13 protein-coding genes are annotated in these 16,397 nt (G+C 53.8%); 8 read left to right on the top strand and 5 right to left on the bottom strand.

Annotated elements, in window-relative coordinates:
- Positions 1-8 precede the first annotated feature (8 nt).
- Positions 9-1,193 (bottom strand): FAD-dependent monooxygenase, encoded by a 1,185-nt coding sequence (locus GOB58_RS11645; RefSeq protein ID WP_173560292.1) that lies wholly within the window; start codon positions 1,191-1,193, stop codon positions 9-11.
- 69 nt (positions 1,194-1,262) lie between these two features.
- Here GOB58_RS11645 and GOB58_RS11640 point away from each other — a divergent pair, with 69 nt between their 5' ends.
- Entirely contained in the window at positions 1,263-1,880 is a 618-nt protein-coding gene (locus GOB58_RS11640) for a TetR/AcrR family transcriptional regulator (RefSeq protein WP_173560291.1), read from the top strand.
- A gap of 166 nt (positions 1,881-2,046) precedes the next feature.
- Here the strand turns inward: GOB58_RS11640 and GOB58_RS11635 are convergent, their stop codons facing one another.
- Positions 2,047-3,420: a DUF6538 domain-containing protein gene (locus GOB58_RS11635; RefSeq protein ID WP_173560290.1), complete on the bottom strand. Its 1,374-nt coding sequence runs from the start codon at positions 3,418-3,420 to the stop codon at positions 2,047-2,049.
- 434 nt (positions 3,421-3,854) lie between these two features.
- Here GOB58_RS11635 and GOB58_RS11630 point away from each other — a divergent pair, with 434 nt between their 5' ends.
- From GOB58_RS11630 to GOB58_RS11600, 7 genes are all read left to right on the top strand, one after another.
- Positions 3,855-4,493 carry a tyrosine-type recombinase/integrase gene (locus GOB58_RS11630; RefSeq protein WP_173560289.1) on the top strand — a complete coding sequence of 213 codons (639 nt, stop codon included), beginning with the start codon at positions 3,855-3,857 and terminating at the stop codon, positions 4,491-4,493.
- An 8-nt stretch (positions 4,494-4,501) separates the two neighbouring features.
- Positions 4,502-4,840 carry a type II toxin-antitoxin system Phd/YefM family antitoxin gene (locus GOB58_RS11625; RefSeq protein ID WP_173560288.1) on the top strand — a complete coding sequence of 113 codons (339 nt, stop codon included), beginning with the start codon at positions 4,502-4,504 and terminating at the stop codon, positions 4,838-4,840.
- A complete protein-coding gene (locus GOB58_RS11620) occupies positions 4,837-5,220 on the top strand; it encodes a type II toxin-antitoxin system VapC family toxin (protein WP_173560287.1) in 384 nt (127 codons plus the stop codon). The genes GOB58_RS11625 and GOB58_RS11620 overlap by 4 nt, the downstream gene beginning before the upstream one ends.
- Before the next feature lie 68 nt (positions 5,221-5,288).
- A complete protein-coding gene (locus tag GOB58_RS11615; protein ID WP_173560286.1) occupies positions 5,289-7,751 on the top strand; it encodes a type I restriction-modification system subunit M in 2,463 nt (820 codons plus the stop codon).
- Positions 7,744-9,033 carry a restriction endonuclease subunit S gene (locus GOB58_RS11610; protein ID WP_173560285.1) on the top strand — a complete coding sequence of 430 codons (1,290 nt, stop codon included), beginning with the start codon at positions 7,744-7,746 and terminating at the stop codon, positions 9,031-9,033. Before GOB58_RS11615 ends, GOB58_RS11610 begins: the two co-directional genes overlap by 8 nt.
- Before the next feature lie 15 nt (positions 9,034-9,048).
- Positions 9,049-12,318: a type I restriction endonuclease subunit R gene (locus tag GOB58_RS11605; protein WP_173560284.1), complete on the top strand. Its 3,270-nt coding sequence runs from the start codon at positions 9,049-9,051 to the stop codon at positions 12,316-12,318.
- Positions 12,318-13,070, top strand: coding sequence for a M48 family metallopeptidase (locus GOB58_RS11600; protein ID WP_173560283.1), 753 nt, complete (start codon positions 12,318-12,320; stop codon positions 13,068-13,070). The genes GOB58_RS11605 and GOB58_RS11600 overlap by 1 nt, the downstream gene beginning before the upstream one ends.
- A 222-nt stretch (positions 13,071-13,292) precedes the next feature.
- On the opposite strand, the gene GOB58_RS13120 is transcribed toward GOB58_RS11600, so the two are convergent.
- From GOB58_RS13120 to GOB58_RS11585, 3 genes are all read right to left on the bottom strand, one after another.
- Entirely contained in the window at positions 13,293-14,885 is a 1,593-nt protein-coding gene (locus GOB58_RS13120) for a hypothetical protein (protein ID WP_242005330.1), read from the bottom strand.
- A 116-nt stretch (positions 14,886-15,001) separates the two neighbouring features.
- Positions 15,002-15,379 (bottom strand): plasmid mobilization relaxosome protein MobC, encoded by a 378-nt coding sequence (mobC, locus tag GOB58_RS11590; protein ID WP_173560282.1) that lies wholly within the window; start codon positions 15,377-15,379, stop codon positions 15,002-15,004.
- A gap of 159 nt (positions 15,380-15,538) precedes the next feature.
- Positions 15,539-16,397 (bottom strand): tyrosine-type recombinase/integrase (locus GOB58_RS11585; protein ID WP_173560281.1); only part of this gene is annotated, 859 nt, incomplete at its 5' end.

Raw genomic sequence — 16,397 nt, 5'->3', positions numbered from 1 at the left:
TTCCTTCTTCATGCACTCATACGAGATAGATACTTCCTGGAAAGCAGCAGGACCTGCCACAAAACACGGCGCCCCCAGAGAGAAAAGCGGTTTGATGGGACGAACAACTGGGAGCGCAGAACGATGAATCTCTGATGCTTGCGGACAAATGGACGCATCCGGGCCTCGAACATTTGTAGCGCACCATCAACATCGTGCGGGCAGGCCGCAAGAGCTTCACCAAGAACCTGTCCACCAAGCATCCCAGCCGAAGCACCCATGCCTGAATACAGTGTCAGACACCAGGCTGAATCTCCAAGAAGCAGGACACGACCTTTCGACCAGCGCGGCATTTTGACCATCTGAACGGAGTCAAAAAGGAAATCGTCCGTCATTGTAAGATCCTCAAGGGCTTTGGAAATAATCCCGTCTACATCCAGATCAGAAAATATCTGAAGCAGCGTGGAAAGTGGATCTTTTCTCGAGGCTCTCTTCGGATTTCTGATGCGGTAGGAGAAAAGTGCGGTCGACGGACGTCCTGCCAGAGGAAACACGGTCAAAGTACGTTTTACATCTGCTATCATAAGACCATCGCCTGCTTTGAATCCTTCAGCGGATCGTGCCAGAGGAAAGGCACATAGCATCGTGCCAATTGAATGGAAGAATGCCTCATCCGGGCCGAAGACCAGTTTGCGAACGGTCGAGCGTACCCCGTCAGCGCCAATCACAAGATCATAGGTTTCTGTCGTTTCCTCATCGTCTTCTGTTCGGAGTGTGACCTGTGCTTGTGTATCGCCGTTCACAATCGCCGAAGGTACGGTACTGAACCGAACTTCGACCTGTCCTTCAATTCCGTGCCAGAGAGCTTCTTCGATATCTCCTCGTAGTAAGGCAATCGGAGCATTCGTCTCTTGTGTCAGATCAGCAATGCGTCTGCGAGTACCATCCTTGCGTACATCCCAGAACTGAATATGTTCCGGAGTTCTTTTTTCCATGACATCCAACACACCCAGAGCTGCGGCGGCATTTTTGCCTTCATCACGCAGACCGATGAAATAACCGCCCTTCCGGCGCTCGGGTGCGCGTTCAATAATCACCGGCATCCAGCCCTGACGCTTCAAAGCGATAGCGGCAGACATACCGCCAATACCAAGACCTACGATTAGTGCGCGTTGTGTCATATAATGCCCTTCCAAAGACGGTGACGCTGCCAATCTGAACGTTGCATAGATTGAGGACGGTATCAATCTGAACGATGTTTATATAAGTGATGAGGAAACGGTATGAGCAGAACAACACGAGACAATTATCATCATGGCGATCTAAAAATGGCGCTCATTGAGGCAGCGGAGGCGATCATTCAGGCGGAAGGTGTCGACGGATTTACATTAAGAAAAGCTGCCAGATCTGCTGGTGTCTCTCCTGGTGCTCCTTCACATCATTTCAGTGGTACGAAAGGGCTTTTGACAGCTGTCGCCATCCGGACTTTCGAAAAGCTCGGAGGCGAACTAAATGCTCTCCCGTCATCTGGTATACCGGCTCAGGATCTTCGAACGCAGGCGTTGGGCTACGTGAAATTTGCTGCGTTTAATCCTGGGTTGTTCCGCCTGATCTGTCGTGTTGACCTCATCGATTTCAAAGATCCTGCCTTCATGCAGGCCTCATTTGCAGCGCTAACCCAATATGGACATGCAGCAGCAGCGTATTTTGGACAGGAACCACCTGATGTGAACAAACGTGTTTTTCGTCCATACATGGCCAGCGCAATGGCAATCGCTCATGGGCTGGCTCATATGGTCACAGAAGGACGGCCTGCGCTCTTCTTGGATACACCAGACCCCGACAGCATGTTTATTGAGACAATGCTTCCATCTGTTCTGCTGGCAACATGGCCGGATTGATAAGTCCGCTTTTCGGAAAAGGAATCTACAGTCCTAATGTCTTGGATAAGGGCGTAAGCGGCCATTAAATGAAACCGTGTTTTTTGTGCTTGTGGGGGTCAACGGGGGAGGAACCTCCCCCTTGCCAGATGTCGAATGGGTAGCCATTCGACACTGCTGGCTCCCTTTAAAATCGTATCTTTTTGAAGGCTGTTTCGGGGTAGCTTATGGCCTCAATAGTTTGCCTGAGATTGGCTGTTGAAATGCCTGTCAGATAGGTAGTCGTCCCTTGGCTCTTATGGGTTGCTTCATGACCCAGCAGGCGGTCAATCCAGACCTCCCGGATATTGGCATCGGCGTTTCGAAGTTGTGTGGAAACGGTATGCCGGAACGAGTGAAATGTGATTTCCGCTGGCAGACCGATACGGGTCTTGAGCGATGAAAAAGCCCTGCCAAGGGCTGCGCCCCTGACACCCTGTTTTGAGGTTTCCAGGCCGGGAATGAGATAGAGGCGGTCAGTTGTCTCTTTCAACGCCAGAAGACCTGCTTTAAGGAGTTTTGAATGGACCGGCACCACGCGAGTGCTGGCGTCTGTTTTTGGTGCCCAGCCGGTTTCAGAGTGTGGTCTGACCATAAAGCAGGGGATGCCATCGATGATTTGCAGGTCTTCTTTGCGCAGGGTACAGATTTCACCCAGTCTCATGCCAGAGTAGGCAGCAACCAATGTGACCAGCCGAAAGGTCTTTTCTGGCACGGACGTGCTGTGCCATGGCGCAGAAGCCAGAAAAGCCAGCTCCTTTGTCGTCCAGCTTCTCCTGACGGTCTTGTGCCCATTCTCAAAATTCCAGCCAGTCCATGGGTTGCGCGTGACCAGTTCGCGCTGGAGGAGCTGGTTCCACAGGGCGGAGAGCCTCATCATATGATTTTTGACACTCTTACCGCTCAGGGTTGGTAAACCGCCTTCTCTGGCTCTCTGAGCCTCTTCCTCAAGGGTGAGACTGCTTTTGCATTTGCCCAGCGATGCGGGGAGGGAAAACAGGAGGTCACGGAATGCTCCTGCCTTCTCGCCCCCGATAATGGATACAGGAGCATCTCCAAACGCTTGCAGGAACAGGTCTGTGGCCCGCTGGGTCGCCTTTTTCGTGTCGGTACTGGCGTGGGGACTATCCAGCACAAAGCGTTTCAGCGCACCGGAGAGCATCAGGGGAGCAGCTTTGGGTACATGGGTTTGTTTGCTCTGTTGCTGAGGTTTGGGCATCGGTGCTGACACCGGCACGGACCCCGTTTCCTGAGCAGATGAAGGCAGAGTCACGCTCTGCAAATCCCGCAGTGAAACCCGCAGTCCCTCAAGCCTGTTTAAAGCGTCTGGCTCAGCCAGAACGGAATGAGCCTGAGAGAACAGTTCTGTGGTTCTGGCATGAAGCAAAGAAGCGCGTTTGCGGGCTTCGTTCTGGTAGCCAGTTTTCAGAGAAACCCAGATTTCCCGCCGGTTCAAGGCTGCTCGCAGGGCAGGGGGAACGATACGGCGGAAGTGGTAGGTGGTGCCTCGGACGCGGAGCATAAAATCTTCCCTCGATGGGGAAGGACGATGGAGCAAAGACAGCCTTTGCCCCTCATTCAGCTAAAAAATCGTGCTATTTCAGGTGTCTGTGGTGCGAACTGCGGGACTTGAACCTGAACTTACCCGCAGTGACACTTTTCTAACCCCTTGAAGCAGCAAAAAGAATGCGACGTGCTGTCTTCTGGTTAATGAAACCTCTTCTATCACCGGTTAAACAGTCTGGGAAGTGGAGAGGTTTAAAAACAGAGAGTGGAGCTGTAACTTTATTCGAGATGAGGTGAATATAAGATGTCCGCTTACGCCTGCATGTCGGTCATAAGAAGAGCCGTTCCAGTTTCCGTAAAGCGGACGGTCGGCAATAGTTCTCGTTATCCGCCGATGTCCTCCTCCAGACTTCTGATTGCTGCATGTGCAGCTGATCAGGAGAAAGTATCATGGAAAAGAAAACGCGTTTTCCATCACCTACGTTGAAGGCGTCCGTGCCTTGGAATGTAGGAAAAATGGTTGGCGCCAAGCGGGCACTCAAAGAAAAGCACGTCTGGGCTATTCGGTTCTGGCTCGGGAGCGAACAGCGTGTCAGAGACAGAGCGTTGTTTGATCTTGCTCTCGATAGTAAACTCAGAGGCTGCGATCTTGTCAGCCTTCGTATCGGCGACATCGTTACCAGCGGTCAGGTGCGTCATCGGGCCATGGTTGTCCAGCAAAAAACCCGGCGACCTGTGCAGTTTGAGATTACGGAAACGACGCGGGAAAGTGTACGGGCGTGGCTGGAGCATCGCGGTGGTGGCTTGAATGAGTATGTTTTTCCAAGTCGCCTAAGCGCCAAAGCTCATCTGAGCACAAGGCAATACGCTCGGCTTCTGGATCAATGGGTTCAGGCCGTGGGACTTATCCCTGGTGAATACGGAACTCATTCACTTCGTCGAACAAAAGTTGCCATGATTTATAAACGAACCGGCAATATCCGGGCCGTTCAGATCCTGCTCGGCCATACAAAACTGGATAGTACGGTTCGATACCTTGGGGTGGATGTCGAGGACGCTCTGGCCCTGTCGGAAGCCACTGATCTCTGAAATCGAATATGCCTCGGAAATTCTCTATCTCCTCCCTATGTGTACATGTTATGGTGACGCATAAGGAGGAGACCATGAGTCAGCATCTTTCAGATAACGTACCGTCCCCACAGAAAATCGGTGTTCGGGAGTTCCGGGGAAACCTGACAGCGTATCTGCGTCAGGTCAGGCAGGGCAGTACGATCCTAGTGACGTCTCACGACCAGGTCGTCGCTGAACTGCGGCCGCCAGCTCCGTCCTATCGCCCCCGTCGTCAACCCGGCGCATTGCGCGGGCGGATCAGAATGGGCGACGATTTTGATCAGACACCGCCGGATGTTCTTGAAAGTATGGAACGCGACCTGTGAAGGTGCTGCTCGATACGCATGCGTTGCTCTGGTGGCTTTCAGACTCCGAACGACTAGGTGAGAATGCCCGGGAGATCATTGCAGATCCTGCCCACGATATTCTGGTGAGTATTGTGTCCTTGTGGGAGATTGCGATCAAAATCCGTATCGGAAAACTGGATGCGGATATGAACGATATTCTGGCAGCCATTCCTGAGGAAGGCTTCTCTCTGCTGCCAATACAGCCCGAACACCTGCAGATCCTGATGTCTTTGCCTCTGCATCATCGTGATCCGTTTGATCATCTCCTTATGGCGCAGACACAAGCTGAACACGCCACATTCCTTTCGGATGACGGGCAAATGGATCACTACCCCATCAAGCGAATGCGCTGTTCATGAACACGGAAACTATCGTCAGAATTCGTCTCATGCCACAAACTGTGAGCAAGTCAGACTAGAGAGTATCAATGCCACTTACCCTTTCTCAACTTGAGCGACACCTGTTCAGTGCAGCAGATATTCTTCGAGGCAAAATGGATGCCTCCGAATTTAAGGAATATATCTTCGGAATGCTTTTCCTGAAGCGTTGTTCCGATGTTTTTGAAGAAGCACGTCTTAACGTAATTGAAAAACGCATTGCAGCAGGCGCCTCGCGTAAGCAAGCCGGAAAAGACGCCGAGAATAAGGTCTGGTATGGCCGCAGTGGTACTTTCTGGGTGCCTAAGCAGGCTCGCTTTCAATATCTGATGGATGAAGCCCATGTGAACATCGGCGACATGCTCAACAAGGCACTCGCGGGCATCGAAGCGGAGAACATCGCTCTTGAAGGGGTGCTCGATCACATCGACTTCACAAGAAAGGTTGGCCAAAGCAAAATCAGTGATCAGAAGCTTCGTCAACTGATTAATCACTTCGGAGAAATTCGCCTTCGAAATACAGATTTCGAGTTCCCTGATCTTCTAGGCGCCGCCTATGAATATCTGATTGGTGAGTTCGCTGATTCCGCCGGCAAGAAAGGCGGCGAATTCTACACACCTCGTTCGGTCGTTCGTATGATGGTCCGTCTGCTGAAGCCGACCCTTGAACACGACATCTACGATCCATGCTGCGGTTCGGGCGGGATGCTCATCGCCGCGAAAGATTATATCGACGAGAATGGACAGGATGGACGCAAGGCCAACCTGTTCGGTCAGGAATACTCGGGTACCGTCTGGTCGATCGCTAAGATGAATATGCTGCTTCATGGCATGAGCAGCGCCGACCTGCGTAACGAGGACACCCTCGGAGAGCCACAGCATGTCGAGAACGGTGAGCTTCGCCGGTTTGACCGGATCCTGACTAACCCGCCTTTTTCGCTCAACTGGGGTTCGAAAGACAAGGACAGGTCCGGGGAATATACTTGGCAGCCCAAGTTCCGCGAACGCTTCTTTCATGAGGTTCCGCTGGGTTCCAAAAAGGCCGATCTCATGTTCCTGCAGCACATGCTGCATGTGACCCATGACGGCGGTATGATCGCAACCGTTATGCCGCACGGTGTTCTCTTCCGCGGCGGCGATGAAGCCAAAATACGGCAGCAACTCATTGAAAACGACCAGATAGAAGCCGTTATCGGCCTCGGCCCGCAACTCTTTTATGGTACGGGCATTCCCGCCTGCGTTATCGTTCTGCGCCAACGCATCCACCAGGGCGCAAATCTCGTCTCAGGGAAGCCTGCCGAGCGTCAGGGTAAGGTGCTTTTCATCAACGCTGACCGTGAATATCTGGAAGGTCGCGCACAGAACCACCTGATGCCCGAGCATATCGAAAAGATCGTCACCACCTTCGAGGAATACCGTGTAATCCCCGGCTTTTCTGCCATCGTCGATCTTGAGACCCTGAAAGAAAACGACTGGAACCTCAACATCCGCCGTTATGCCGACAATGCTCCGCCCCCTGAGCCGCATGACGTACGCGCACACCTAATCGGCGGCATTCCAAAGTCCGAAGTCGAAGCCAAGGCAGAACTCTTCAAGTCCCACGGTCTGAACCCAATGGACCTGCTTACGCCTCGTGATGACCGCTATCTGGACTTCGCCGCCCGCATCACTGTTAGAGCCGACATCAAACCGGTCATCGAGACCAACGCGGGCCTTGTGGCACGCGAGACCGAAATCCGGGACAACTTCAATGCCTGGTGGGCCGACCACACCGACGACATCATCGCGCTTGCGGGCGATGAAAGCGCGACCTCTCTCATCAAACTGCGCGACGAGCTTCTGTCCAGCTTCTCGACCACGCTCGAAAGCCTCGCCATACTGGATCGGTTCACCGTGCGAGGGATCATAGCGCAGTTCTGGAACCAGTCGCGGTTCGACTTCCTCACCCTCATGGCACGCGGTGCCACGGGAGTGGTGGACGCGTGGCGCATCTCCATCGTCACCGCACTGGAGGACAGGAGCAATAAGGAGAACCCGCTGGACCATAAGCTAGTCACCTTCCTGATGGGCAACTTCGTGGCCGAGATCGCCAACCTGGAAGCGCGCAAGGCCGAGCTGGAGGCGCAGATCAAGGCCGCGACCGCCCCACCCGAAGAAGGGGAAGAAGAGGACGATGCCGAACAGGTGGATGAGGCAAAGATCAAACGCTGGAAGAAAAAGCTAGCCGAGATCAAAAAAACTCTCAAGTCCAGGAAGGACCAGTTCACTGCGGAGCTGAACAAGGGCGTCAATGACCTGACGGATAAAGCGGCAGCCAGACTGCTGCTGAATATCCTGCATGAAGACATGCAGAAGATCCTGATTCGCTACATTGCGGCGCAGCGTGGGCAGATCGTGACCGTCTTCGAAAACTGGTGGGACAAGTATCGCGTCACCCTGACCGAGATCGAAGACGCGCGATCAGAGGCGTCCGAGAAGCTTGCCAAGTTCTTGAAAGGGCTGGGCTATGTCTAAGGCATCAAATCCATTAGAAAATTCGATTTCACTTGGTGATCTCTTTCGTATCAATACAGATCAAATAACTCCAAAAGATTTTTCTGATAGGATCTTTATTCATTATAGCATTCCAGCCTACGATGAATTTCAAGGACCTGTAAGTGAATCCTCAAATGCTATTGAAAGCAATAAGTTCTGGCTCTCGAAGCCGTGTGTGCTGGTCTCGAAGCTAAATCCGCGAAAATCACGTGTCAAAGCTGTAATGACTGTGGAAGATTTTACTTGTGCTTCGACCGAATTCATTTGCTTCGAACCGCGTTCAGATATCCTGGATCTGAAGTTCTGGGAGGCCTATTTCGCAAATGGTTATTTCTCTGCACGATTGGCTAAGATTGCTGTAGGATCTACCAACAGTCACACACGAGCCTCTCCTCGAGAAACCTTAAGATGGTTGGTTCCCAATCCTCCCGCAGCGGTTCAAGCCAAAATCGCCGAGATCCTCGATACGTTGGACGCGGCGATACAGGGGACCGAGGCGGTGGTGGCCAAGTTGAAGGCGATGAAGCAAGGGCTGCTGCATGACCTGCTAACCCGCGGCACCGACGCAAACAAAGATCTCCGTCCCCCACAGCCCGAGGCTCCCCACCTCTACAAACAAACCCCACTCGGCTGGCTGCCGAAGGAGTGGGACGTGATTGAGCTTGGATCTCTGATTAGGGAACTGACTCAAGGCTGGAGCCCAGATTGCCCGTCCGAAGCAGCCCTTGCTCACGAATGGGGTATTCTGAAAACCACTGCAGTAGTTTGGTCAGGATATCAAGAACATGAAAATAAGCGTCTGCCGGAGGGAATGAGGCCACGACCTCTCTTGCAGGTTGAGGTGGATGATATCCTCATAACTCGCGCCGGCCCATCAAGCAGGGTCGCGGTGGTTGCCCACGTTCCTGATACACGCGACAAGTTAATGATCTCCGACAAGCTGTATCGACTTAGGATCACATCAACTCACAATCCCAGTTTCATCGCAACAGCACTGAGTTCGATGGCTGTTCAACGCGAGATCAGCAAAACAATCAGTGGCATGGCAGAGTCGCAAACGAATATTTCGCAGGCGGCCCTGAAGCCGTTACCTGTTCCTATCCCTTCTAGGCGGGAGCAGGACGAAATAATGTTGGGTCTTCAAGCTCAATCGCAAAAACTGCGAGATGAGGAAGACTTACTCGAAAAGCTTCACCTCCTGAAATCTGGCCTGATGGACGACCTGCTCACCGGCAGGACGTCTGTTACACCCCTGCTGTAATCGAAGAGTCCATCAATGAGACATGAATACAACGATGTCGAAAAGCCCTTCATCGACCAGTGTGTCGCCATGGGCTGGATTGCACAGACGGGCAGCAAGGATGACCCCGGTCTGACGGGACGCACCAGTTTCAGGGAGGTCATCAGTGAGGCTACCATGCGCGAGGGCCTGCGCGCGATCAATCCCGGCCCGGATGGCAAGCCCTGGCTCGATGATGTGCGCCTTTCAGAAGCCGTCAGCGCCCTGACCCGCCACGGGCAGCGAGGACTGATGGAGGCAAACCAGGCGGTTACGGAACTGCTCCTCAAAGGCCTGACAGTCGAGGGCCTGCCCGGCTGGGACGGCGGACGCGGCCAGACAATCCGTTACATCGCGTGGGACGACGTGGCGGCCAACAGCTTTACCATCGCTAACCAGTTTCGTGTCGATTGCCCACCCGGCCACGACATGGGCAAGGGCTTCATCATCCCCGACGTCGTGATGCTGGTGAATGGCATCCCCATGGTGGTGGTCGAGGCAAAAAGCCCTGGCATCCCTGAGCCTCTGGCCGAGGCGGTCAAACAGCTCCGCCGCTATCACAATGCCCGCAAAACGGCTCTGGAGGTCGAGGAAAACGAGGGTGCGCCTGCTCTCTTTGCCTCGGTTCAGTTGCTGATTGCCACAAGCTTCGATCAGGCCCGTGTGGGCTGCATTGGTGCCGGTCTGGATTACTACGGTCGGTGGAAGACCGTTGTGGGACCAGATGGCACTGGCTCTGAAGATGATATGGCGGCCGCACTGGGAAAGAATGGCCTTTCGGAGCAGGAACGCCTTGTCGCGGGAATGCTGCGACCCGCGCATCTTTTGGATATTCTACGGCACTATTTGCTGTTCATGACTGTGGACGGCCAGACCATAAAGACAGTCTGTCGATATCAGCAGTACCGCGCCGTGAACCGTGCCTTGGAACGACTGCGCAGCGGCAAGACACGGCTGCAGGACGGCGAGTATGATCGCCGTGGCGGCATCGTCTGGCACACGCAGGGCTCGGGCAAGAGTCTGACCATGGTGTTCATGATCCGCAAGATGCGCACGGATATGGCCTTGCGAAGGTTCAAGGTGATCATGGTCACTGATCGCAAGGACCTGCAACGACAGTTATCCGAGACGGCGGCGCTGTCGGGCGATGTGGTCGAATTGGCGAAGAGCAATCACTCTCTGAAGAATCTGGCGCGGCGGAAGGGGCCAGGTCTGGTCTTCGCCACGATCCAGAAATACCGAACGGATGAAGACGTGGCCGAGGTTACCAAAGGGCCTGCTTTCGAGGTGTTGAATGAAGACGAGACGATCGTTGTAGTGGTCGATGAAGCGCATCGGACACAGGCGGGCGATCTCCATGCGAACCTGATGGCCGCTCTACCGAACTGTGCACGGATCGGGTTTACCGGCACCCCGATCATCATGGGTGAGAAGAAGCGGACCACACAAATCTTTGGCGAGTTCATCGATAAATATACGATCAGGGAAGCGGAGGCAGATGGCGCGACAGTGCCGGTCCTGTACGAGGGACGCACTGCCGAGGGAGCGGTCAAGGACGGCGCCACGCTGGACGGCTTGTTTGAGGACATGTTTCGCGGTCACACGGATGAAGAGCTTGAGGCAATCCGGAAGAAATACGCGACCAAGGGAAATATACTGGAAGCGCCAGCTCTGATCGCCGAGAAGGCGCGAGATATGCTTCGGCACTACGTGACCAACCTGCTGCCGAATGGGTACAAGGCGCAGGTGGTGGCTTACAGTCGTATGGCCGTGGTGCGTTACCATGCAGCGTTTCTTGAAGCCCGTGATGAACTATTAGCCGAAGCAGGGGCTCTTTCGGATTACAACAAGGCCATGGAAGATGAAGTGCTCTGCACCAAACCTGAGAAGCTGCAGGCGCTGGTTCAGGCGTGGCGGTATCGGGATACTCTGAAACAGATCGAATTTGCGGCCATCATATCCGGGGGTAACAATGATGATGCGTCCTGGAAGCAATGGACGGCAGGAGCTGCTCAGGAAACACGGATCAAGCGCTTCAAGCGGCCATTGTTCCATAAAGACCAGACGAAAACCGATCCATTGGCATTCTTGTTTGTTAAATCGATGTTGCTCACAGGGTTTGATGCGCCGATTGAGGGGGTGATGTACCTTGATCGATCCATTCGGGAAGCTGAGCTGCTGCAAGCCATAGCACGTGTGAACCGGACAGGTTTCGGCAAGAGCTGCGGCATCGTCGTTGATTACTTCGGGGTGGCCCACCATCTGAAGGCCGCTCTTGCTGCATATTCTGATGAAGATATTGATGGTGCCCTGGCCAGTCTCAAGGACCAGATCCCGGTTCTTCGTGATCGCCATATCCGTGTGATGGACATCTTCAGGCGTGCCGGTCTTGATGACCTGTCCGACGATGAAAGCTGTTTCCAGGCACTCTCGACGGAAAAGGCACGAGCTGAGTTCACTGTCAAACTCAAGGATTTCCTGAAATCACTGGAAATCATCCTTCCGCGTCCTGAAGGTCTGCCCTTTGTCCGTGATGCCAAACGGCTTGCTTATATTCAGGCGCGTGCACGTAATCGGTATCGGGATATTCCGGAGGTCGGGTCCGACGTCGGTGCGAAAGTACGCAAGCTGATTGATGATCACGTCATTTCTCTTGGCATCAATCCAAAGATTCCACCGGTCCAGCTCACGGATGCCGAGTTCGACAATCAGGTTGGACAAGCCTCGGGAAACAGAGCGAAAGCGTCGGAGATGGAACATGCCATCCGATCCCACATCCGGAAAAACCTTGAAGCAGACCCTGTTCGTTTCAAAAAAATGTCTGAAAGACTGAACGACATCCTCAAGGGCTTTGGCCAGCAGTGGGATCGCATCATTGAGCAGCTTCAAGCCATCATTGACGAGCTTCGCGGGGAAGCTAAGACCATGGATGATGAGGCCTCCTCAGACATTCCTGAAATTTATCTCCCATTCCTGCGCACTGTGCTTGCCGCTTGCGTGTCTGATGACGCCAATTCCGCCGAGTGGCTTCATTCCGTGCACGAGATGACCCGCGAAGTCGTGGATCGTGTGATTGAGGAGATCGGCGCAAACCGTTCTCTCTGGAGCAGCTTCAAGATGGCAGATCAGGAAAATCTGCGTTCCGAGATCTTCGAAATCATCTTTAACACGCAGATCCCGGGCTTTGGTGTCTCAAAAGCAGAAGCCCTGGCGGGCCAGTTGATGCAACAGGCCAAGGCCAATGACGACAAGCTGAGAGCAGCCTGATGGCAAAGCTTCCTCTGTCGCCCATCAGAGCCGGTGGTAAGCCGACACGGGCAAGTGAACATCGCCTAGAAATTGATGGTCTCTCTTTCGAGGTCCATCGTAGTGATCGACGCAAGACTATGCAGATAACGGTCGAACGGTCTGGAGAGCTCTCGATTGTGGCACCCTCGAAAGTTGCCTCAGAGCAATTAGTTGATTTCGTCGAAAAGAAGTTACTTTGGATCCATACCAAGATTGAGGAAAAGTCGCGCTTACAACAACGGGCTCCCAGCAAGCTGTTTGTTGAAGGTGAAGGCTTTCTGTATCTAGGTAAAAGCTATCGGCTTCGTCTAGTCGATAATCAGCTTGTTGATTTGACCTTAAAGAATGGTCGTTTTTGTCTGCGAAAGAATTCCATTCACCGAGGTCGGGAGATATTTGTGGCGTGGTATACCCGCCTCGCGCAGCCGTGGTTTGAGACGCAGGTTTTGGAACACGCCAACCGAATGGGTGTGGTGGTAAAGGAAGTTAAAGTACAAGACCTCGGCTTCCGGTGGGGATCGTTCAGTGCTGGTGGAAGGTTTTCATTCCATTGGAAGGCGATCCTCTTGCCGCCCAGAATCGCACAGTATGTTGTCGTCCATGAGTTGGCGCACGCCCATCACTCTGATCATTCCGCAAGATTTTGGAACAGGGTAGAACAGCATTTGCCAGACTGGCAGTGGCGAAAGGCATGGCTCGCGGAGAATGGAATTCAGGTCGAAGGGCTATGATTGATCTGATATCGTCGGAGGTTAATTCTGGCGCTGGCGTGTATTTTTAAGGTAACGTACGATCTCCCACTTACGAAGCCTTTAAGTCGGACAAACCTAGTCTAATGACTGCGCAATCCTGTCCATAGTTATCCTGATTCTTAACGGCTCCAATGGCCGCTTTTCCATTTTCCTGTCCAACAGCGGACATTCTGCTCTCCCCCCAAATCTGTCTTTTTTCCGTTACATTGAGGGTGGTTTCCATTGTTTGGGCGTGTCTTTGCGCGTTATTTCCTGTTTTGGTTCCGGCTTCAGCTCCGGAGGTCGGAATATCTCAGCGGGGAGCAGATGGGTAAGCTGGTGAACCAGCTCTCTGTGCTCAGGCGTATCTGGTCTGGTTTTGAGTAGCGCACGCAGCTGCGTGATCTCACGACCAGCCTGCTCTTTCTCAGGCTGGTGGACTTTGTCCCATCTCCTGATTCTCTCATCGCGGGCGCGGACCATCCGGTCAAAGCGCTGGTTCAGCCAGAGTGAGAGCTTTACAGGCTGAGCCATGGCCGTAAACTCATCGTCATACTCCTTTATGAACCGCTCAAGGGCGGGCTTGTCCTGTGGTGTCAGGATCGTCCTGAGAGGCTCAGGCGGGATGGCCCGCAACCCGGTGATATGCAGCAGGGCCTGCACCACATAACGGATCATGTCGAGCAGCTGCAGAAACTTCTCTTCCATGACCTGCTTACGCCGCCTGCTGATACCGCTCAGACGCCGCCACCAGCTGGCCTGTGCCTTCTGCCATTCTTTTTTGGCGGTGCTGTAACGCTTCCTGTACCGCCTGAGCTGTTTCTGGTATCCCCTCAGCTCATTTCTCCATTGCGTCAGGCTATGTGTGCGGTTCAGGGGAAGCGGGCTGCTTTCAGGCGCCTGACGGGTGAGAATGACCGTCTTCTCTCTGATGATCCCCACGATACAGGCGCGCTGCCTGATCTCGTCCAGACTCATCGTTCTGTGTATTCGCCCTGTGGGCGCTGGTGCTGTCTTGTTGAGAGAGTCCTTCATACCCCTGACCGGGATACGTCCGGGTGGCAGAACAGGTTTTATCTGTGGTGCTGTCTGCTGTTTTTCCTGAGCAAGCAGTGTGCGGAACTCTGCCATCCGAACTTTGGTCAGGCGGGTAAAACTTCCGATCAGCGTGCCCTTCCTGTCTTCAATGATATGGGCTCCGGGGCGCGTCTCTGTGCGGTCTCCCTCACGCATGAGCAGATCATGCTCTGCCAGAGCAGCACGGAAGGATTTCAGACCGTCAGACTGTGCCCAGAGCGCACAGATCAGCTTTTTAAGAGCCGGGAGGTCAGCACCCTGACGCTCCGCCATGCGCCGGGCCTGTGCGCTGTAGGCAGAGCGGGGTTTCTCCTGCGCTGTGGCCGGTATGAGTGCTTTTATCTGCTCAGCCTCACGATCCCTGCCTTCCTGCTCAAGAGCTTTGACAATCGAACGGTCATGACGTCCGGCGACAAGAGCATGACCCAGCCTGATTTCTTCCAGTCTTGCCAGTTTCTCTAACCGTATCCAGCTAAAACGACTGTCTAAAATATGGTCCTGCTGCCATTCAGGCAGGAGCAGATGCCCGTGTGTGCTCCCGTCCTTCTGATGGATGACAAATGTAATATGCTCAGGATCAGCATGGAACTCACGGCAGATCGTCTGTGCAAACTCAGAAAGCTGTGTGTCTGTCATGAATTGTGCGGGATTGAAGGCGATATGACGCAGACCATAGGTCAGCCCCTCACGTCTTGCCTCGCGCATGGCGTCACGGAGCAGCCAGTCTGACCCAGACATGATCCTGATCGCCTCGTTTCTGGGGCCGTGCAGAACATGTCTGGTAATTGCTCCGGCCCCGCTCTCTGTTCTGATCCGGCTTTCCTGAATAATCACGATACAGCATCTCAGGACTTTCAGTGCAGGATCACAGCAGACCGTTCGCACCTGCGACGGGCTGAGGTTCTGCGGGAGCGGGAGAGATGTTTGTCACACTGTCTGATCAGCGTTTCAAGCTCGTCCAGCACGGCTCCGCAATGGACAGCATCGCCACAGTGGGCAGAGTGTGCCAGCTGGTTGAGATTGTTGCCAGCACGGGAGAGTTGGCACCGTATCTCGCGCAGTTCGTCGGTAACGTGTAATCCGTCATGCCCGGCCAGTTCTGCACTGCTCAGGAGCCCCCTGATCCAGTGGGCCGTTGTGGCATGACCATGCTGATGGGCGATATGATTCCAGCGCTTCAGTTCAGCAGGACTGGCTCTCACAGAGAGGCGGGAAGTTCGGTGTAAGGCCATCGGGTTTTCTCCTTTAAGGGGGTCAACGGGGGAAGAATTTCCCCCTTGCCAGATGCTCAGTGGGTAGCCACTGAGCACTGCTGGCTCCCTGTAAGGATAGCCGATCAGGACAGACGATTTCCGAAGTTTTTTATCTTTTATGTCAAAGAGTGCAGAATGTCAGATTTTGCCCTTTGAAATAAGACACTCCGGCGGGTAGTGCAGGGCTTCAATCACCTGTTTCAGATTGGCGACTTCAATCCCGCTTGTATAGGTCATGGTGCCCTGCGATTTGTGGGAGGCTTCATGCCCGAGCACAGTATCAATCCAGAGTTCGCGGATATGGGCTTCCTGGTTTCTGAGCTTCGTGCTGACCGTATGACGGAAAGAGTGGAAGGTCACATCTTCAGGAATACCAATACGCTTTTTATGTTTTGAGAAAGCGCGTGCAAAATTATCCCCCCGTTCACCTGTTGATGACACTTTCAGATCAGGAAAGAGGTAATGCTCACCATTGTCCTGAAACAGATTCAGTCCCTTCATTCTGAGCAGACCGGAGTGAACAGGAATAATCCGTGTGCCAGCAGCGGTTTTTGGTGACCATCCCTCTTCGGGGTGAGGGCGGATATGGAAGCAGGGCACCCCGTCGATAATTTCAGTATCCTGACGTCTGAGGTTGCAGATCTCGCCCAGGCGCATGCCGGTAAACATACCGATGCTGATAATGCCAGCCCATGTGTTCTGCGATACCGCTGTGCCCTTCCACGGGGTGCGGGCAAGCAGTGCCAGTTCATCATCAGTCCAGCCCCGGCGGACGATCTTTCTGGTGATGTTGAAGTCCCACCCGGCCCACGGGTTGCGCTCTGCCATATCCCGCTGCACCAGATGCATCCATAATGCAGACAGGCGGGAGAAGTGGTTTTTAACTGTCTTCCCGCTGACGGTTTCCTGAGCGCGCTCGCGGGCCTGTGCGACCGCTTCACGGATGGGAAGACCGGTTTTGCCTTTGCCATGTGTGGCCGGGAGGCCGGACAGCAGG

It is taken from the genome of Acetobacter thailandicus, from assembly GCF_011516655.1.
GTDB classification, from domain to species: Bacteria; Pseudomonadota; Alphaproteobacteria; order Acetobacterales; family Acetobacteraceae; genus Acetobacter; species Acetobacter thailandicus.
The sequence above is the reverse complement of the archived record's forward strand: the minus strand, read 5'-3'. Positions and strand labels throughout refer to the sequence as shown.